The organism is Pokkaliibacter plantistimulans, assembly GCF_003194385.1.
GTDB lineage: Bacteria > Pseudomonadota > Gammaproteobacteria > Pseudomonadales > Balneatricaceae > Pokkaliibacter > Pokkaliibacter plantistimulans.
Genome location: NZ_LAPT01000078.1, coordinates 21,071 through 41,300, shown reverse-complemented (window position 1 = coordinate 41,300; position 20,230 = coordinate 21,071). Strand labels below are relative to the sequence as shown.

The 20,230-nt window shown below is 57.5% G+C and carries 14 protein-coding genes; 9 read left to right on the top strand and 5 right to left on the bottom strand.

Going from position 1 to position 20,230, the window contains the following annotated elements; translation table 11 throughout:
- Window positions 1-192: 192 nt before the first annotated feature.
- Together WH50_RS16140 and WH50_RS16135 are read right to left on the bottom strand one after the other, a co-directional pair.
- Window positions 193-861, bottom strand: a complete 669-nt coding sequence (locus WH50_RS16140) for a CoA transferase subunit B (RefSeq protein WP_110188234.1) — start codon at window positions 859-861, stop codon at window positions 193-195.
- A gap of 113 nt (window positions 862-974) precedes the next feature.
- Window positions 975-1,676: a CoA transferase subunit A gene (locus tag WH50_RS16135; RefSeq protein WP_104155330.1), complete on the bottom strand. Its 702-nt coding sequence runs from the start codon at window positions 1,674-1,676 to the stop codon at window positions 975-977.
- Window positions 1,677-2,225: 549 nt separating this feature from the next.
- Between WH50_RS16135 and WH50_RS16125 the strand changes: the two genes are divergently transcribed.
- The 5 genes from WH50_RS16125 to WH50_RS16105 all read left to right on the top strand — a co-directional run bounded on the left by WH50_RS16125 (window position 2,226) and on the right by WH50_RS16105 (window position 10,489).
- Window positions 2,226-5,237, top strand: coding sequence for a hybrid sensor histidine kinase/response regulator (locus WH50_RS16125; protein ID WP_165838448.1), 3,012 nt, complete (start codon window positions 2,226-2,228; stop codon window positions 5,235-5,237).
- A gap of 62 nt (window positions 5,238-5,299) precedes the next feature.
- Window positions 5,300-7,078, top strand: a complete 1,779-nt coding sequence (locus WH50_RS16120; protein ID WP_110188231.1) for a putative bifunctional diguanylate cyclase/phosphodiesterase — start codon at window positions 5,300-5,302, stop codon at window positions 7,076-7,078.
- Window positions 7,075-7,965, top strand: a complete 891-nt coding sequence (locus tag WH50_RS16115) for a LysR family transcriptional regulator (protein ID WP_110188230.1) — start codon at window positions 7,075-7,077, stop codon at window positions 7,963-7,965. The genes WH50_RS16120 and WH50_RS16115 overlap by 4 nt, the downstream gene beginning before the upstream one ends.
- Window positions 7,966-8,453: 488 nt before the next feature.
- On the top strand, window positions 8,454-9,065 hold the full coding sequence (locus WH50_RS16110; RefSeq protein WP_110188229.1) for a hypothetical protein: 612 nt from the start codon (window positions 8,454-8,456) through the stop codon (window positions 9,063-9,065).
- A 140-nt stretch (window positions 9,066-9,205) separates the two neighbouring features.
- A complete protein-coding gene (locus WH50_RS16105) occupies window positions 9,206-10,489 on the top strand; it encodes a tyrosinase family protein (RefSeq protein WP_110188228.1) in 1,284 nt (427 codons plus the stop codon).
- 110 nt (window positions 10,490-10,599) lie between these two features.
- Here the strand turns inward: WH50_RS16105 and WH50_RS16100 are convergent, their stop codons facing one another.
- Complete coding sequence (locus WH50_RS16100) at window positions 10,600-11,040, bottom strand: hypothetical protein (RefSeq protein ID WP_110188227.1); 441 nt, start codon at window positions 11,038-11,040, stop codon at window positions 10,600-10,602.
- A gap of 140 nt (window positions 11,041-11,180) precedes the next feature.
- A complete protein-coding gene (locus WH50_RS16095; protein ID WP_110188226.1) occupies window positions 11,181-12,098 on the bottom strand; it encodes a LysR family transcriptional regulator in 918 nt (305 codons plus the stop codon).
- A gap of 152 nt (window positions 12,099-12,250) precedes the next feature.
- Between WH50_RS16095 and WH50_RS16090 the strand changes: the two genes are divergently transcribed.
- The 3 genes from WH50_RS16090 (at window position 12,251) to WH50_RS16080 (ending at window position 16,509) form a co-directional block, all read left to right on the top strand.
- A complete protein-coding gene (locus WH50_RS16090) occupies window positions 12,251-13,312 on the top strand; it encodes a 4-oxalomesaconate tautomerase (protein ID WP_110188225.1) in 1,062 nt (353 codons plus the stop codon).
- A gap of 50 nt (window positions 13,313-13,362) precedes the next feature.
- Entirely contained in the window at window positions 13,363-14,442 is a 1,080-nt protein-coding gene (locus WH50_RS16085) for a Bug family tripartite tricarboxylate transporter substrate binding protein (protein ID WP_110188224.1), read from the top strand.
- A gap of 96 nt (window positions 14,443-14,538) precedes the next feature.
- Window positions 14,539-16,509: a tripartite tricarboxylate transporter permease gene (locus tag WH50_RS16080; protein WP_110188223.1), complete on the top strand. Its 1,971-nt coding sequence runs from the start codon at window positions 14,539-14,541 to the stop codon at window positions 16,507-16,509.
- Here the strand turns inward: WH50_RS16080 and WH50_RS16075 are convergent.
- Window positions 16,506-16,727, bottom strand: a complete 222-nt coding sequence (locus tag WH50_RS16075; RefSeq protein WP_133251346.1) for a hypothetical protein — start codon at window positions 16,725-16,727, stop codon at window positions 16,506-16,508. The two genes, WH50_RS16080 and WH50_RS16075, sit on opposite strands and share 4 nt — an antisense overlap.
- Before the next feature lie 77 nt (window positions 16,728-16,804).
- On the opposite strand from WH50_RS16075, the gene WH50_RS16070 reads away from it, so the two are divergent.
- Window positions 16,805-20,215, top strand: coding sequence for a diguanylate cyclase (locus tag WH50_RS16070; protein ID WP_110188221.1), 3,411 nt, complete (start codon window positions 16,805-16,807; stop codon window positions 20,213-20,215).
- Window positions 20,216-20,230: the final 15 nt, after the last annotated feature.

Sequence of the window (20,230 nt, the reverse complement as noted above, 5' to 3'; positions counted from 1 at the left end):
CAGAGCCTAACAGAGCACAGCGATACCGACTATCAATGGATGCCGAAGCATCCTATCGCTGCGGACCAGTCATCCTGGTCATGCGCTACGCTAGGGACAACACAACTACTTACAAGCACGCCCGCCGCCACTCCTCGGCAACAGGCCACATCGTCATCACGACGAGGGAACATAAAGACTGACAGAGGCCGATTACGCCTCCTCATCAAACTGCATCTCAGGCACATGATCCGGCACGATCAGTTTGCCTTCGGTCTTGCTGACAATTTCTTCAACACTCACTCCCGGAGCACGCTCCTTGAGGATGAAAGCGCCGTTATCAATTTCCAGATAGGCCAGATCAGTCAGCACGCGCTTGATACAGCCTGCGCCGGTCAGCGGCAGCGAACAGCGGGTCAGCAGTTTGGATTCGCCGTTCTTGGAGGCGTGGGTCATGGTGACGATGATATTGTCAGCACCGGCCACTAGGTCCATGGCACCGCCCATGCCTTTGATCAGCTTGCCGGGGATCATCCAGGAAGCGATGTTACCGGCCACATCCACCTCGAAAGCACCGAGTACGGTCAGATCAACATGACCGCCCCGGATCATGGCGAAGGATTCCGCCGAGCTGAAAATCGATGCACCGGGAATGGTGGTGACCGTCTGCTTGCCGGCGTTGATCAAATCGGCATCAATTTCATCTTCGGTGGGGAAAGGCCCCATACCGAGCAGACCGTTTTCAGACTGCAACATGACCTGCATGCCTTTGGGTACATAGTTGGCAACCAGCGTGGGGATACCGATCCCCAGGTTGACGTAAAAACCATCCTGCAGCTCACGGGCTACACGCATTGCAATTTGTTCGCGAGAAAGTGCCATCGTCTTGCCTCTTTCACATTCCACACTTGTTCGGTTTCATCCCGCTCTAGCTGGCCGACACGCGGCAGGCAGGCGAGGATGCTGGTTCAGGTTTGTACGCTGCGCAGTCAGTGTCAGCCCTTACGGACCGTCCGCTGCTCAATGCGTTTTTCAAAACTGCCCTTGATCACCCGGTTCACATAGATTCCCGGAGTGTGGATATGGGTGGGGTCCAGCTCACCCGGTTCGACAATCTCTTCCACCTCAACCACGGTGATCTTGCCTGCGGTGGCCGCCAGCGGGTTGAAGTTCTGCGCCGTGTGGCGATACACCACGTTGCCATAGCGGTCGGCTTTCCAGCCTTTGACGATGGCAAAGTCACCGACGATGGACTCTTCCATGATGTAGTGACGGCCATTGAATTCACGCACTTCCTTGCCTTCCCCCACCGGCGTGCCATAGCCCGTGGCGGTGTAAAACGCCGGGATACCTGCACCACCGGCACGAATCTTTTCTGCCAGCGTGCCCTGAGGGGTCAGCTCCACTTCCAGCTCGCCACTCAGCAGCTGCTTTTCAAACAGGGCGTTTTCACCCACATACGAAGACACCATCTTTTTGATCTGGCGGTCCTCCAGCAGGATGCCGAGGCCAAAGCCATCGACGCCACAGTTGTTGGACACCACAGTCAGCCCTTTGACGCCCATCTTCTTAATCTGCGCGATCAGGTTTTCCGGGATACCACACAGGCCGAAACCACCTGCAATAACGGTCATACCGTCCTGCAGCCCTGCCAATGCCTCTTCGTATGAACTTACGACCTTGTCGAAACCTGCCATAGCCTTTTCCTTGAAGGGTGAGAGCTGCCGCTAAGGGAACCAGCCCGAGTAGTCAGGTAACAAGCAGCGGAACCCGCTATGCATCCGGTTGGATTTTGTGCACCAGCTCAGCAACGCAGCATGTTTGTTATCAGATTATTGTCACTGCTAGTTATACGCCCACTGCCAGGATTTCAAGCATCAATTTTCCGCATTTGCGGTATGAATTGAGCAACGCTGGCAGGCAGCCTGCCCGGTAGAGCCTGAGTGAAGACCGGGCGTCGAATGGGGGTAATACTGGACCAGCCCGATATATTTATCCAATTTGAATTTTCAATTCATTATTTTGCTTTTCAAATAAATAATCCGTCAGACTAGCGTCACTTAACTGCCCGTGTCGCACGTTGCGCAAGAGGAAGTGCAAGAGGAAGTGCAAGAGAAAGCGCAAGAAAAGTGCAAGAAAAATGCAAACTGCCATTTGTGCCACTAATGACGCAAAACCCATTCAGTGATGATCCACAACGGCTGCAAGACTCTATACTGCATACACCTGACCAATGGCATGCTCCTATGACGACCGACGCTTCAAGCCGTTTCGAACAGGAACGCTTAAAAACCCTGCACCTGCTCAACCTGCTTGATACCAACCCCGACCCCGGCTTTGACCGCATCACCGCCCTGGCCAAAACCATTTTCGATGTCCCCATGGTGGCCGTATCACTGGTCGACCATGAGCGTCAGTGGTTCAAGTCAGCCATCGGCCTGCCGGTATGCCAGACCGCCCGTGAGATCGCCTTCTGTGACAAGGTGATCAAAGATGGCGAACTGCTGATCGTCGAGGATGCTCACACCGACCCGAAATTTGCCAGCAATGAGCTGGTGACCGGTGAGCCTTTCATCCGTTTTTATGCCGGTGTACCGATCCGCCCGCTGAGCAATTTTGATATCGGCACACTGTGCATCATTGATACCGTGCCGCGGCAGCTGAACGACAAGGACAAAACGGTTCTGCTGGGGCTGGCAGAGCAAGTAGAAGAGCTTATCCGCCACCACTACTCGCGGATCAAGCTGGAGCGGGAAAGTCTGGAAAATACCCAGGCACTGGCCCGCTACAGCGCCATCGTTAGCGAAGCGGCAGCAGGTATCATCCGTATCAACAGTCAGGGCCTGATACAGGATGCCAACCCCTTTATCCTCAACCTGCTCGGCTATCAGCTCGACGAGCTGCTGCACCGCAACGTCAGCTGCCTGATGCCCGCTCCCTGGGCACAGGGTCATGATCGCTATATCAGCACCTATCTGGAGGGGCGCCCGCCCACCATCATTGGCACCGGGCGCGAGGTCTTGGCCACCCATAAATCCGGCCAGCTGATTCCCGTCCATCTGGCCGTCAGTCAGGTCAAGCTCACCAACGGTCAGCCACCGGAGTTCATCGGCATCCTTTCCGACCTGTCGGCACTGCGCAATGCCCAGCAGCGTGAACAGGCTGAGCGCGAGCTGCTGAAAGCCATCATCGATGCCAGCTCTGTGCCTATCTATGTGAAAGATGTGGAAGGCCGCTATATCATCGCCAATCAGGCCAGTATCAATGTGATGGGGCTGACCGAGCTGGAAAACGGTGACTACCTCCCGACCATCCCCCTTGATGATGAGGATGACCAGTCCATCGCGGATGCCGACGCCAGGGTGCTGGCCAGTGGCAAGCCGGAAAAGCTGACAGTACGTCAGCTGCAGGGTCAGCATCGGGTGTTGGAAATCACCAAATCCGCCATGCATGACAGCGGCGGACGCATCCGCGGCATCGTCAACGTCGCCCATGACATCACCCCCATTCTTGAAGCCAACACCAAGATCAGTGAGCAGCAGCAGTTACTGAGCGTGCTGCACCGTGGCCTGACCGACTATTCAGCCCTGATGTCCGGTGACCAGCTGTGGGCCTTCCTCAAGCAGGCGCTGCGCAAGATGACCAGGAGTGATTTCGCCCTGATCGGCGAGGTGATCTATCCCAATGCGGTGCCTTCTCTGAAAATCCATGCCATTACTGACCTGTCATGGAGCGAAGAGTCACGCAATCTGATGGAGAAACTGAAGGCGGGCGATTTCCTGCTGAATAACCCGCACACCCTGCTGGGTCGGGTATTTGCCGGTGGCGAAACCGTACTGACCACCGATCTTGCCAGCGAGCCACGACGCTCCGGTTTCCCGCCGGGCCACCCGCCCCTGCAGAACTATCTGGGTGTGCCGATCTTCGACAATGAGCAGCTGATCGGCATGTATGCCATCGCCAACATTCACAAACCGCTGAATGATGATCTGGTGACCTGGCTGCAACCCTTTACCGCCACCTGCTCTCTGCTGATCAAGCTGTACCGGCAGATGGATGACCGCGCCCGCTTTACCGAGGAGCTACGACAGGCACGCGATGAACAGGAGCGCGCCAGCCGCGCCAAGACTGAGTTTCTGTCGTCCATGAGCCACGAACTGCGCACGCCGCTGAACTCCATACTGGGCTTCTCCCAGCTGCTGCTCAGCAGCCGCAAGTCTCCCCTTTCTGAACGCCAGGAAACTCAAGCCAGGCAAATATTTAAAAGTGGCCAGCATCTGCTGACGCTGATTAATGAAGTGCTGGATCTGGCTCGTATCGAATCCGGCGCTATTGGCTTTTCCATCGAGCCTATCGCTCTGGAAGACGTGATCAGCGAGTCGCTGGACACCGTGTCATCCATTGCCGAAGCCGCCGGTATCCGCGTGCTGCGCGCTACCACCAACTCCGCCCGGAAGCCGCGGGTCATGGCGGACTACACCCGCCTGAAACAGGTGCTGATCAACCTGCTGTCCAATGCCATCAAGTACAACACCCCACAGGGCAGTGTGCGGCTGGAGTGGGCTCGCCACGAGGATCACACCTATCACATCAGGATCATCGATACCGGTATCGGCATCGACAACAGTCGGCTGGATGAACTGTTCCAGCCCTTCAGCCGGCTGGGAGCGGAAAACACCGCCATCGAAGGCACCGGTGTCGGTCTGGCACTGACTAAAAAGCTGGTCGAGAACATGAAAGGCCGGATTGGTGTACACAGTGAACAGCACAAAGGCAGCGAATTCTGGATCAGCCTGCCCGCCGCCGATGATGGCAATGACATTCCCACGGTAGCCGACAGCACCGACCCGGCTACCACCGATGTCGCGTCCCCGCTGCCGTCGCTGCAACGACGCGTTCTGTATGTCGAGGATAACCCGGCCAACCAGCGCCTGATGATGGACGTATTTGAAGATCTCGATGAATTTCAGCTGATCTGCGCCTATGATGCGCCCCTGGGTATTGAACTGGCGCGGGTGGAGCAGCCTGCACTGATCATCATGGACATCAACCTTCCCGGTATGGATGGCTTTCAGGCACGTCGGCTGCTGGCGCAGGACAGCATGACCAGGCACATCCCGGTGATCGCGCTGTCAGCCAACGCTATGCGAACAGATATCGACAAAGGTCTGTCTGAGGGCTTTACTGATTACCTGACCAAACCTTTCGATATTTCCAAACTGATCAACGCTATTGAAACCTATGCCCGCCAGGATTGACCGCCTGCTCACCGTGCTCAAACAACAGCAAACAAAGTGGAAGGGCAAGGCAAGGAACCACCATGGATACACAGCAGTTTAGCCAGGCACGCATACTCATCGTCGATGACACTCCCGTAAACGTTCACCTGCTGGAGTCTATTCTCGATGAAGCTGGCTACACCGAGCTGCACGGGCTGACCGACCCGCGTCAGGTCGAGCCGTTACTGCGTTATGAGCCCGCACCGGATCTGGTGCTGCTGGACATTCGCATGCCCTACCTCAGTGGCTATGAAGTGCTGGAACTGATTGACCAGACCCTGGGTGAATCGGCGCCACCGGTGGTGGTGCTGACGGCCCAAACCGATGCCGAGACCCGCAGCAAGGCGCTGGCCATGGGCGCCCTCGACTTCATCACCAAACCCTTCGACCAGCACGAAGTGCTGCAACGCATTCACAATATTCTGGCGGTGCATTCCCGCTCCATGGAGCGGCGTAACCGCTCGCTGGAGCTGGAAGCCATGGTGGCCGAGCGCACTGCCGAACTGCAGGCGCAGTCGCTGCAGGAACCGGTGACCGGGCTGCCCAACCGGCGCGCCCTGCTCATGCAGGCGACCGAGTGGCTGAAACAGGCGCAGTCATTGGCGGGCTACTTTATCGTCGCCGATGGCCTCGATGACATTGCCCGCCTGCACGGTTACACCATTGCCGAAACCCTGGCGACCCAGCTGGGTCAGCTGTTCAGCCGCAGTCCGCTGGCTGGCAAGGGCATGCTTGGCTGCTGGGGTAATCATGAATTTGTCTTCCTGCTGCCCCAGCCTGCCGGTCAGGAGGCCGATGCCGCGCGGCTCCTGCGCTCCGCTGAGCGTATCGCCCGTCTGCTCAGTGGCGAACACGAGGTGGATGACATGCGCCTGAGCCTGACGGTGCGCATCGGCATCAGTCACAGCAGTCGGGACAGCACTGCTCAGGAGCTGATCCGCCAGGCGGCTCTGGCCCTGCCCAAAGAAGGCTCGTCCCTCACCTGCCAGCTTTATTCCGCTGATATGACCCGCCAGCTGGAGCGCCGCAGTCAGCTGTTGCAGCAGCTGCGACTGGCTATCCAGCAGCAGGCGCTGCATCTGGTCTATCAGCCCAAGGTCGATCTGCAAACCGGCCAGCTGCTGGGGGCCGAAGCCCTGATGCGCTGGCAGAACCCGTTGCTTGGTGCCATTTCACCACTGGAATTTATCCCGCTGGCGGAAACCACCGGCCTGATCCTGCCGATGGGCGAATGGCTGCTGGACGAGTCCATGCAGCAGCTCAGCCAGTGGCGTACTCAGGGCATCATTGACGACAGCTTCGTGCTGGCCATCAACCTGTCCGGCAGCCAGCTGATGCAGGAAGGTTTCGCCGAACAACTGCTGAGCCGCTGCCTGCACTGGTCGATTCCGCCGCAAGTGATTCAGGTGGAGATTACCGAATCGACCCTGATGATCGATATTCACAAGGCCATCGATCAGCTCAACCGCCTCAGTGAAGTCGGTATCAGCGCAGCCATCGATGACTTTGGCACCGGTTATTCCTCACTGGCTTACCTGCGCCAGTTACCGGTGCAGGTACTGAAGATTGACCGCAGTTTCGTCACGGGTATCGAGAACAATGTCGAAGACCGGCGACTGGCCGAAACCATCACCACCCTGGCCCATAATCTTGGCTGTCAGGTGGTGGCGGAGGGGGTAGAAACCGAGAGTCAGGCTAGGCTGCTGCTGCACCTGAAGTGTGAACAGGGACAGGGCTACTATTTTTCCCGCCCCCTGAGCGTGGTCGATTTCGAGCACTATACCCGTACCCATACCTGTAGCGCTGCTGATCACTTATGACCATCAAGCAACTTCGTGCCTTTGTCGCGGTCGCCGAAACCCTGAGCTTTGCCGAAGCCTGCTCACGGGTTCACCTGTCGCAACCGGCCCTCAGTCTGGCCATCAAAAGTCTGGAAGAGTCGGTCGGTGGCAGGTTGTTCAGTCGCACCACCCGCAGCCTCGCGCTAACGCCCGATGGTGAGGCCTTTCTGCCAGTGGCGCAGCGACTGGTAGCCGACTGGGACGATGCTCAGGAAGATCTGCATAACCGCTTCAAACTGCGCCGTGGCAAGGTCGCCATTGCGGCCATGCCGTCCTTCGCGGCAAATCTGCTGCCGCAGGCACTGCGCAACTTTCGTCAGCTGCATACCAATATCAACATGGAAGTGCACGACGTCATCGCCGAGCAGGTGGTGGAAATGGTCAGCAAGGGGCGGGTCGAACTGGGCATCTCCTTTGACCCCGGCCCGCAGGAAGACCTCAACTTCATCACCCTGTTTGATGATGAGTTCATTGCGGTGCTACCTGACGGTCATGAGTTGCAACACTGTGACGTGATCGAAGGGGAGCAGCTGTTCAGCTATGACTTCATCACCCTGCAGCGCCCCTCCAGCGTCCGCCTGCTGATTGAACGCCGCGCCAGTGAAATGGGCCTGATGCCCAAGACCGCCTTCGATACCCACCAGCTCGCCACCGTTGGCCGCATGGTGGCCACCGGCCTTGGCGTCAGCGCCGTACCGGCGTTGTGCCGTCAGCAGATGGAAGAAATTGGCGCCATCTGCCGGCCCCTGCGTAACCCGGTGATTTCCCGCCGAGTGGGCATTCTCTCCCGTCGCCGCTCCGGCCTGTCAGTGGCTGCCGAAGCCATGCAGCAGGTGTTGATTGATACCTATCGCCAAACGCTTTGAGAGCTTCGGGCTTAGACTTTTTCAAAATATACGCCCATCGTTAATATTACTTTCACTGAGGTATTTTTTTATAAAATACCATTAAATTAATTTTTACTACCTGAAATACAAATACTTATGCAACATGCAATATTCACAGGAAAATCTTGCAAATCTCATTTTATCGAATACCCATCGAGATCCCCCTTCACCCCAAAAGCATTAATTGACAAACTAACCCAACTCTCCATACTGATAAACCATCAAATACAGACATGTTTCAGCAGAGCACCAAAAACAAAAAGTCTTCCTTGTCTATATCAGCTATTTAATTCATGTAGCCGTATTCTTTATTAGGAACCATCTTTGATCACCATTGATGTTCTTAAGTAAGTTTTACAGTCATAGATAGTGTGGATGCCGTTTGACGAAAGGTTCAAGACTGACCATGAGAGATTGAGGCTCAGGGGGTCAAGATGCCGCATAATTGCTCAAGCAATACCCACAATATGCTTAACCTGATGTGTGCTTTGTTCCTGCTACAAACGCTCATCGCCATTTATCTGGCCGCGCTGCCAGTCACCTGGTCACTCATCTGGCTCGTAATCCTGTTCAGTCTCTTTGGCCGACTGCTGTGGCTAACCCGCAATGCCCGCATAAAAGGGCTGGCGATGCACAGCATTATCTGCTGGGCGGCTGGTGGCTCTGGCATGCTGCTGGGCGGCTGGCTGACAGATCAGTGGCAGGACGCACCTATGCACCATATCGGATCGGGGTCTTTTTTTAATCTGCCACTGGTGTTGATGCTGCTGTTCTCTGTGCCCTTTTGCTATAGCGCATGCAAACAGGATCTGTATAAAGGTGACAGACGACCCAGCAATGCAAAAGTCAGGCTCATTCTTTTCAACTTGTGGATTTCACTCTGCATGCTGCTCGGTATGTACGCTGTGATGTGGTCACTTCTCTTTATTCCACATAGTCATACATTGATGCCCCCCTTTAGCATGCATTATTTAATGGTCTTCGGAATGATCACCGGAGGTTCTGGCTGTTATTGGCTTATTACTCATATTCAAAGAGCAAATAAAAAACAACTTACTCACCACCTAACCGAACATTAGCAATCTATCAACCAGAAGCAACCAAACCAGACAGACTAAAAAATCAGCTTCAACTGATTACCACCCACGTCATAAATAAAATTCCTGTATGAATTACTTTTAAATACAAAAACCAATTCAGAGACAACGAGGAACACATCATGAGCGGAGCAGAATCATCAGCCCTGGTACGCAGTGCCAATCGCAATGTACGAGTCAGAAAAAGCGTCTATCGCCTTACCGACAGTGAACTGAATGATCTCCGAAATGCCTTCGAGGGACTCTATGCCGTATCGGCTGACGGAGGCAACAACGACGAACGGGGTTATCAGTGGATCGCTGGCGTCCACGGACTGCCCATCCCCTTCTACTGCCAGCACGGTAATCTGAACTTCCCGACGTGGCACCGTGCATACATCTACGAGTTTGAGCTGCGCCTGCAGGATCAGGTTGCCGGGGTCATGCTGCCTTACTGGGACTGGACCTCCGCTGAAGCCATCGCCAACGGACTCCCCAAAGCAGTGACCGACCAGACGTATGTCGATTTGCAGACGGGTGAAACCAAACCCAATCCACTGTACGCCGCCTTCAGTCAGGTGACCGGCACCATGACTCAGCGTAGCCCCAGCCCTTCATCAGCGCTTGAGCAACTCAAGCTACAGGTAGAACTGGCTTTGCGGCAGAAAACTTATGATCGCTTCTCTCCCGCGCTGGAAAACCCCCATGGCGGTCTGCACGTCTGGGTAGGCGGCGATATGGCCAGTGTACCGACAGCCGCCTACGACCCGATTTTCTGGATGCACCACTGCAATGTGGATCGCCAGTGGTTCGAGTGGCAGCGGCAGAACGGTGACAGCACCGTGCCACAGGCACAGCTGGACTTTGTCTGCGCGCCCTTCACCTACACAGGCGAACAGACACTGGATACCAAATTCTTCGGTTATACCTATGTGGATGCCGAGGCCTTTGTGGAAATCAATCAGGAGACCATGCCCAGAACAGACACAGGGAATGAACTGTCCTTTCAGATTCCCTTCCACACCACACCCTTCAAGCATGCATTTCTTGAGTTGCAGGGGGTGGCCAAGACCGAAGACAGCTACAAGGTGAATATCTATCTGGGAGACGGCAGCGACAGCAGTGGTGCGGACTCACCTGATCCGGCCGCAGGCTTTGCCAGCACTCTCTATTTGTTTGGCCACGGCCAATGCGCGGGTGGTAAAGGCCACTGTCAGTATGCCAATCACCAGCAACCTTTTGATCGCAGGCCGGAAAGTCACCTCAAGCCCTATAACACCTATGTCGACATCACCGAGGCACTGAAGCGTTACAAGGTTGAGGATGACAAGGTCAGAGTCACCCTCAAGGTGTATGACTGTGATGCCAATGCAACCCACACCAGAGAAGTGAAAATGCGCGGCGCCTCGATTGTGACTCACGAGTGATAAAGAATACTGACGAGTGATCACTGCAATCGGCCACCAGCGTGGTATATCACTTTGCTCAGAGCTGGTCGTATCGACTGGCTCTGAACCACCTTCACTTGCGCCGTCTGCTACTCCACCCGCAGCGTGCTGAACCGAATACCGCCGCCCTCGTCATCAACACCTTGCCGGGCCGATACCTGGGGGACAAACAGCACCGTCAGCAGCTGCTCTTGCGCTCCGCCAACATAAGCCGCTGACCTCCGCAGATCCAGTACGGCAGGATATGACTCCGGTGATTTATGCCGCACTTCACCATCGGCTGCCAGCTCCACAATCTCACCTTGCTGCGCAAACCCACTGCCGAAGCCGTAACTAAAAATGCTTCCGATGTAAAAGCGCTCGTCAGTGCACTGTTCCGTGTCATCCTGCCCCGCCTCGACACTTGTACCCGTTGCAGGCACAGCGAACACTTTCACCTCATAGCTGGCTGCACTCGCCAGTATTCCCTCCACCAGCAATGTTCCCTGCGCGGATGGCGGAACCACAATCTGTTGACTGACGATACTCATATACGTTCCACACTCTGCCGGTTAGTCGTTATTAGCCTATCCTCGTTTCACCTAAGGCTCCTCAGCAGCAAACTCAAGTACAGCGATCACCTGCGATAGCCACCTCACTTTCAGAGGAGTGCAGAGACTGATGAGAACGCTCAAACTGCTGCCACATTGGTTTTGACGTGGTAGGGCCACACTTCCAGCAGGATCGCCACAAACAGCTCTGCGGCCGGAGATATACCGGTTGCACTACGTCGCACCACACCAATGGAACGCATGATGCTATGGGCCAGCGGCCGACAGGTCAGCATCGAGGCCTCGTTGAGGGGCATCGCCATATGCGGTACTACCGATACCCCCAGCCCCATTTCCACCAGCCCCAGTGACGTGGACAGGTGCTGCACCTCGTAAAACCCGTTCAGCTTGACCCCTTCCTGCACCAGTGCGCTGTCCAGCAGTGAACGGTTGCCACTGGCACGGCTGACGGTGATCAGTTTGTACGGGGTGAGATCTTCCCAGCTGATGCTGGACTGGCTGGCCAGAGGATGATCCTTGCGGATACAGACCACAAAGGGGTCATCCACCAGCGGTGTGAAGCTGACTTCCGGGTGCTGGGCAATGGCCATGTTGATACCGAAGTCGGCGTCGCCACGGATCACCGCCTCCAGTCCCTCATTGGCACTGGCATCGAGAATCTGGATGCGAATCCCCGGATAACGTTCGTTGAAAATACGGATCACGCTGGGCAGGAAGTAGAACGCGGCAGTGGGAATACAGGCGATGGTGACCTTGCCCTTCTGCTGCGTGGCCATCTCCTTGATGCTCAGCACCGACACCTCGAAATCCTCCAGCATACGGCGCGCCTTAGGCAAAAATTCGCGCCCGGCCGAGGTCAGCCAGGTCTTGCGCGTGGTGCGCTCAAACAGCTGGGTGCCGAGGATGCTTTCCAGCCGTTGCATGCGTCGGCTCAACGCCGGTTGCGACAGATGCATGGCCTCTGCTGCCTCGTGAAAATTGCCTGATTCTGCGACACGCACAAAGATCGCCAGATCCTTGAATTCGATTTGATGCATCACCTTTTCCTGCCGGTTTCCCTGCACCATTTAATGCACAAAACAAATCAATTAACAGTAATTTTTGCATTTGATGCATCTATCAGCCCTGTGACAACCTAGGCCCCGTTGTCGACATCACTCCCTTTTAGCTTTTGAACAGGCTTGATTCCATGTCACACAGTATTCCTTGCATGATCATGCGCGGCGGTACCTCCCGGGGACCGTACCTGCGCCTGGAGGACCTGCCCAACGACCGTGAGGCGTGTGCAGCTATCCTCCAACACATCATGGGAGCCGGACATGAGCTGCAGCTGGATGGTATTGGCGGCGGCAACAGTCTGACCAGCAAGGTGGCCATGGTGGGGCGCTCGGACTGCGCCGAAGCGGATGTCGACTACCTGTTTGCCCAGGTAGGCATCGCCGAGAAGAAAGTCGATTTCTCCCCCAACTGCGGCAATATGCTGGCCGGGGTCGCTCCCTTCGCCATTGAAACCGGACTGGTTATGCCTCAGGCGTGCTCCACCCTGGTGCGTATCCGCAACCTCAACACCAACAAGATCATCCATGCCCAGGTGCCTACCGTGGACGGCAATGTCGTCTATGACGGCGATACACTGATCAGTGGCGCCCCCAATCCTGCTGCGCCGATTAAACTGACCTTTATCGACGTACAGGGTGCCAAGACCGGCCGACTGTTCCCTACCGGACATTTGCTGGAGGAGATCGACGGTATCGCCGTGACCTGCATCGATGCTGCCATGCCCTGCGTGCTGATCCACGCCAGCGACCTGGGCAAGACCGGCAGCGAAACACCCGCCGAACTGGATAGCGACGAGGTGTTCATGGCACGGCTGGAGAAGCTGCGCCAGCAGGCCGGGCAACGAATGGGTCTGGGGGACGTCAGCGAGCAGGTCATCCCCAAACCGGTATTGCTCTCTGCGGCCCGCCACGGCGGCACCCTGCAGGCGCGATATTTCGTTCCGCAGCGCTGCCACAAGGCGCTGGCTGTCACCGGCAGCATCGCCATTGCCACTGCGGCGGGCTTCCCCGAAACCGTGGCCGGGCAACTGATTGCGCCAGCCACTGAACTGTCGCTGGTGCAGATCGAACACCCGACCGGCAGCATTGACCTGGAGGTGGTGCGAGATGAGCTCAATCCCGCTCAGGTCAAGGCCGTGTCGCTGTTGCGCACCGCCCGCAAGATTCTGTCCGGCACCGTGTTTCTGCCCTGAAGCGCACGGCACCACTGCATTAATCACAAAAACAACAAGGTACATTCATCATGAAAAAGCTGACTGCACTCCTCGCCTCCGCCGCCCTGACCCTCAGCCTGAGTGGCGCAGGCCAGGCCGTAGCCAACACCCTGCCCTCAACCATCAACTGGACCATTCCCTTTGGCGTCGGCGGTGGCACCGATGTATGGGCACGCTTTGTGTCGCCGCATCTGGATAAATACCTGCCTGACTCGCCCACGCTGGTCATCAAGAACGTACCGGGGGGCGGCTCTATCACCGGCACCAACCTGTTCTACAACCGTGCCCGCAGCGATGGCAGCGACATTATTGGCACCTCAGCCTCCACCCTTTACCCCTATATGCTGGGCGACCAGCGGGTGCGCTACGATTTCAACAAGTGGACAGCCATTCTGGCTTCCCCCACCGGCGGTGTGGTCTACATCCAGCCGGACCTGGGTGTGAAAAGCGCAGCGGATCTGGCCAAGCTGAAAGACACGCCGATGCCTTTTGCCGCACAGGGCCCTACCCAGCTGGAGCTGCCGGTGATGATGGCGCTGGATATGCTCGGCTTCAATCTGAAACCGGTGTTCGGCATGAAGAGCCGTGGCGAGGGCCGTCTGGCCTTTGAGCGCGGCGAAGCCAAGGTAGACTTCCAGACCACCTCGGCCTATCTGGCCTCGGTCAAGGATCTGGAACAACAGGGCAAGGCTGTACCGCTGTTCTCGCTGGGCATTCTCAATGGCGATGGCAAGGTCGTCCGTGATCCGGCCTTCCCCGATATTCCTACCTTCCAGGAGGTCTACAAGGAGTACAAAGGTGAAGAGCCTTCAGGCCCTGAATACGAGGTGTACTTCAAGTTCTTTGCGGCAGGCTTCGCCTTCCAGAAAGTGCTCTTCATTCCGACCGATGTGCCTGCTGCCGTCTATGACAGCTACATCAGTGCAGTGGAAAAGATGGTGAAAGACCCTGACTTCAACAAGGAAGCCGTCGAACAGATCGGCCCGTATGAGAACATCACTGGCCGCGCTGCCGAGCAGTACATCAGTGATGCCGTCAACATGTCGCCAGAGCGCCAGCAGTGGGTGAAAGACTGGCTGCAAACCAAGTTCAACGTCTCCGTCAACTGATCCGGCAGCAGGGCAGCAGCACACTCGCCGCTGCCCTGCCACTCCAAACCCGATGTAACGGTTGTCACCAAAATAACAGTTGATGGACAAGCAGTAATGACTGAATTCTTAGACGCCTTTCAACACTTGCTGACCTTCACCCATCTCGCCTATCTGTCCCTCGGCGTGGTGGTGGGGCTGGTGATTGGGATTATCCCGGGGCTGGGTGGCATCGCTGGTATGTCACTGTTACTGCCCTTTCTCTACGGTATGGAACCCTCGGTCGGCCTTGGCATGCTGATGGGTCTGGTCGCGGTGGTCCCCACCGGCGATACCTTTACCTCTGTGCTGATGGGCATTCCCGGCTCCAGCGCTTCACAGGCCACTGTCATGGATGGCTTCCCGCTGGCCAAGCAGGGCATGGCGGCCCGCGCCCTGTCTGCCGCGTTCGCCTCTTCCATGCTCGGCGGTGTGGCCGGTGCCATGATTCTCAGCGTGTTTATCGTGGTGGCCCGGCCACTGGTGTTGTCGTTCTCTTCCGCTGAACTGTTCATGCTCACCCTGCTCGGTCTCAGTGTGGTAGCCAGTCTGGCCGGAGGGAACGTGTTCAAGGGCTTTGCCGCCTGCGGTGCTGGCCTGTTGCTGGGCACCATCGGCAGTGCACCTGCCACGGGCGAATACCGCCTGAATCTGGGGATCGACTACCTGTTTGATGGCATTCCTCTGGTGGTGGTCGGTCTGGGTATCTTCGCCCTGCCGGAAATCATCGACCTGCTGATCAAGGACCGCGCCATTGCCAACAAACCCAACAGCCTGGGTCAGGGCTGGAGCCAGGGCATTAAGGATGTCTTCAAGAACCTGCCATTAGTGGGCAAATGCTCGGTATTCGGCAGCCTGATCGGCGCCATCCCCGGCCTCGGTGGCTCGGTGGTTGACTGGATGACCTACAGCTACGCCATGCAGTCCAGCAAGGACAAGTCACGCTTCGGCAAGGGTGAAATCAAAGGGGTTATCGCGCCGGAATCTGCCAACAATGCCTGCTCCTGCGGCAGTATGATCCCCACGCTGCTGTTCGGCGTGCCCGGTTCTGGCACTGCGGCAGTGTTCCTTGGCGGCATGCTGCTGCTTGGCCTGCAACCTGGTATTTCCATGGTTGGTGCGCATCTGGACCTGACCTACACCATTATCTGGTCACTGGCGCTGGCCAATATTCTCGGTGCTCTGCTGTGTCTGGGCCTCACCTCTCCAGTAGCCATGCTGACCCGCATTCCCTTCTCACGCATGGCTCCGGTGCTGCTGACACTGATCCTGTTTGCCGCCTATCAGGCTACTCGCAGCCTCGGTGATTTCATCGCCCTCGGCGCCATCGCCTGCATCGGTGTACTGCTGAAAGGCGCCAACTGGCCACGCCCAGCCTTCCTGATTGGCTTCGTGCTGGCCCCGGGTGCAGAGAACTACTTCTTCCAGAGTATCCAGTTCTACGGCTACGGCTGGATGCAGCGCCCCGGCGTGATCGCCATCGCCAGTCTGATCCTGCTCAGCTTTGTCGCCCCCATGGTACGCAGCTGGCTGCAACGCCGCCGCGATGCCCGACAGGCCGGTCAGTCTGCCGCGGCAGAAGTGAAGCAACCTGCCGAACGGGAAGCCGTTACCCTGCTGGACTGGGTGATCATCGGCCTGATGCTGCTGGCCTCGGTACTGGCCGTGGGTGATATCTGGTCGGCCTCTGAACTGACCAAGGCCTTCCCGCTGATGGCCATTAGTATCATGGGCTTCTCCGTAGCCATGGTGGTAGTGCGCTACTGGATGCGTTCGACCACCCGCATGGCCGCTAGTATCAGTCGCGAACTGGTGTATATCCTCGCCTTCTTCGCGCTGGCGGTGCTGTACTTCACCGTCGGATTCATCAGCACCACGGCGGTGTTCACCCTGTTCTTCCTGCGCTTTGCCACCCTCGCCCGCTGGCGCCTGTCCGGCACCGTAGCACTGGGGCTGACACTGTTCCTGATCGGTATGGGGAAACTCATGAGCATCGATTACCCGGCAGGCTTTGTGGACCCCTATCTGCTGGGCATGCTGGGTAACTAAGAAAACACGACGCGCGGCACACCGGTCGCCCGGCGCCGCAAACAGCACAACAACAACCACTCGCCACTGCCTGACTCGGGCAGTGGCTTTTTCATCTCAACAGTTCCCGCCACCACCGCGACGAAAGCGCCAGTTAACGCACCAATATCGCCTATTCCGGCACCACGCACTTCCTCCATCACCCGCTTGGCTATACTGAAGCTCAGTGGGCTCAGCAAGAAGCCTCCCGATTCTTGCCGGACATCGCATTCAGGGACGAACACGGTAACAACGACGTTCAGCAACAGGACGCCCCTTGAAATACGTCTTCTGCCCGCGGCATGCCTTGTTTGCCCCTGCCTCCCGTTATGGCGGGCTGTCTGCGCTGGTCTTCAGCTTTGTTCTGGTGCTGGCCACCACCCTGCTCAGCCTGTCACTGATCTGGCTGCCCGAAGGGGCCACTTCCATCTGGCTGGCAGACGGTCTTGCCGCGGCATTGCTGTTTCGTACCCATCCGGCACGACGGCCATGGATCTGGGTAGGTATCGCTCTGGCCATTGCCGCCTCGCATCTCAGTTACACCATGCCACTGAGCATGACAGCACTGCCGGTACTGGCCCACCTGCCTGCCATCCTGCTGCTCAGTCAGCTACTTGAGCGACTGCAGCTCGACAGCCTCACCCCCGATGAACCGGAGCGCATATTTACCGTACTGGGGCTCGCCGTGGTACTGCCGCCGGTGCTGAGCTCAACACTGGGGCAGGTGCTGGCCACCACGCTCTACCCCGGGCTGCAGCTGCCGGAGAAAGCCACCTGGATCCGCTGGCTGATGGGCGACAGTTACGGCCTGATGATCAGCCTGCCGCTGGCACTGAGCTGCAATACCCAACGTCTGCGCCAGCTGCGGGAAGACCGCCCGCTGGCCAATCTGCTCATTCTCGGCATCTCCACAGCCGCTACCTATAACGCGGCCATGTACTTCCCTTATCCCTACATTTTTATTCTGGTGCCTATTCTCGCCGCTGCGCTGTTCCTGCCCTATTTCACCAGTCTGCTGCTGAACGGCTACACCGTCCTGCTGGCCACCTTCATTCATGACTTCAAACCACTGCCGATCGCTGGCCTGCAGACCGACAGCATTGCCGCCCTGCACAGCCTGCCGTTCTTTATTCTGGTGATCGCCTCCTTTGTGTTCGCCTCCTATATCAACCGGCTACACCATGACCGCCGTATCATCCGTGAAAACGAACAGCGCTTCCGCGGTGCCATGAACAGCTCGGCCTTCGGCATGGCGCTGGTGTCCCCTGATGGCTATTACATCGAGGTCAATCAGGCCCTGTGCCGGATGCTCGGCTACAGTGCGCAGGAACTGCGCAGGATTCGCTATCAGGATCTGACCGTCGCTCAGGATCTGCCTAACAACGTGCTGCTGGACACCCGGCTGCTGCAAGGGCAGCTCAGTGAAGTACATCTCGACAAGCGCTATATCCGCCGCGATGGCACGGCCTTCTGGTGCCATGTGGCCACCAGTATCGTGCGTGATGAAAAGGGTGAGCCGATGTATTTCGTCGCCCAGATTCACGACATCGACCGCGAAAAACGTCTGCAGCTGGCCAACCAGCATCTGCATGAACGCATGCAGCTGGCCCTGCAGGCGGGCAGCATGGGCGTCTGGGAATGGCGCCCCGGCAGCGACGAGCTGATCATCGATGCTCGCATGGCCGCGCTGTACCGGCTGCCGGCCGAGCAGACCACTCTCAGCCGCGAGTACTGGGAAGAACTGGTGCACCCGGATGACCGGGCAAAGCTGACCCGCTTGGCCTATCTGGCGGCCTCCGGCAATACCACCCTCGACACCCTGTTCCGTATCAAGGCTTGTGATGGTGGTCTGCGCTATATCCGTACTCTGGCCATGGTGCTGCGCAATGGCGAAGGCCAGATTGAACGGCTGGTCGGGCTTGACTGGGATGTGACCGAATCGCAGAAGATGACCGATGCCCTGTTCGAGGAAAAAGAGCGCCTGCATATCACCCTGCAGTCCATCGGCGACGCTGTGCTCTGTACTGACAACCAGTGCCGCATCACCTTCATGAACCCGGCTGCCGAACGCCTGACAGGCTGGCCACTGGCCGAAGCGGCACAGAAGGATATCGAAGAGGTGCTGGTTATCCGTGATGCCGATACCCTCAAAGCCATGCCCAACCCGGCCCGGCGCTGTCTGGAAGAAGGCCATGAGTCCTGCCTGAATGACAACTCGGTGCTGATCAACCGCCATGGCGAGCAGCTGGATATTCATGACTCCGCCGCCCCGGTGCGTACCCGTGATGGACAGCTGCTCGGCACCGTGCTGGTGTTCCAGAACGTCACCCAGGCGCGGGAGATGCAGCGCACCCTGCGCCATCAGGCCAGCCACGATGCCCTCACCGGGCTGTTCAACCGCAGCAAGTTTGAACATGAGCTGACCACCCTGCTGCAGGACCTCAACGATGAAGATGCCGAGCATGTGCTGGCCTTTATCGATCTGGATCGCTTCAAGATCGTCAACGACTCGGCCGGTCATGCCGCAGGCGATGCCTTCCTTAAGCAGATTGCCGGGCTGCTCGGCCAGCGCATTCGGGGCAGTGATATTCTTGCGCGACTGGGCGGTGATGAGTTTGGTCTGCTGTTCTACAACTGCAGTCTGGACAAGGCCCGGCTGATCTGTGAGCAGCTGATTCAGGCCATCGAATCGCTGCGGCTGGTATGGGACGAGCGGGCCTACGATGTCAGCGCCAGCATCGGCATCACCAGCATCAGTCAGGGCAACAGCAATATTACCGAGCTGATGAGCCGCGCCGATGTCGCCTGCTTCTCCGCCAAGCATGCCGGACGTGGCCGGGTAGCGCTGTATCAGCCGCACAATGGCGATGTGGCCCGCCACCACAGTGAAATCCTGCTGGCCTCCGGGGTGAGGGAAGCGCTGGAGAATGACCGCTGTGTGCTGTACGCCCAGCCGATTGTGGCGACCTCGGCACTGACACCCCATGCCCATATCGAGATTCTGCTGCGCATGCTGGATGAAAGTGGCGAACTGCTGTCGCCCATGACCTTTATCCCTGCTGCGGAGCGCTATGGCCTGATGTCGCAGCTGGACCGCTGGGTGGTCAGACAGGTCCTGCAGGTGAAAGGCACGATGCTGGCCGCCTATCCGGGGCTGATCGTGGGAATGAACCTGTCGGCCAACTCGCTGGATGATCCGCGCTTTGCCGACTTTCTGCTGCAGTGTATCGAGCAGTCGCCACTGCCACCGCAGCGCATCTGCTTTGAAGTCACCGAAACCGCCATCATCAACCATCTGGCACAGGCGACCCAGCTGATCAGCCGGTTACGGGAGCGCGGCTGCCTGATCGCACTGGATGATTTCGGCAGTGGCCTCAGCTCCTTTGCCTATCTCAAGCAATTCCCGGTGGATGTGATCAAGATCGACGGGGCCTTTATCAAACAGCTGCCGGACAACCCCACCGACCGCGCCATCGTCGAGTGCATTCACGGGCTGGCGACCCGTATCGATGCCATCACCGTGGCCGAGTATGTGGAAAACGACGCCATCCGCAGCACCGTGCAGGATATAGGCGTGCACTATGTGCAGGGTTACGGCATCGCCAGCCCGGCACCGCTGGAAGGCTGTCTGGCCTGGCTCGAAGCTCAGGCCGTACAGACGCTGCTGGCCACAGAAAGCCCGGATTGACCCGTCACTGCCAGC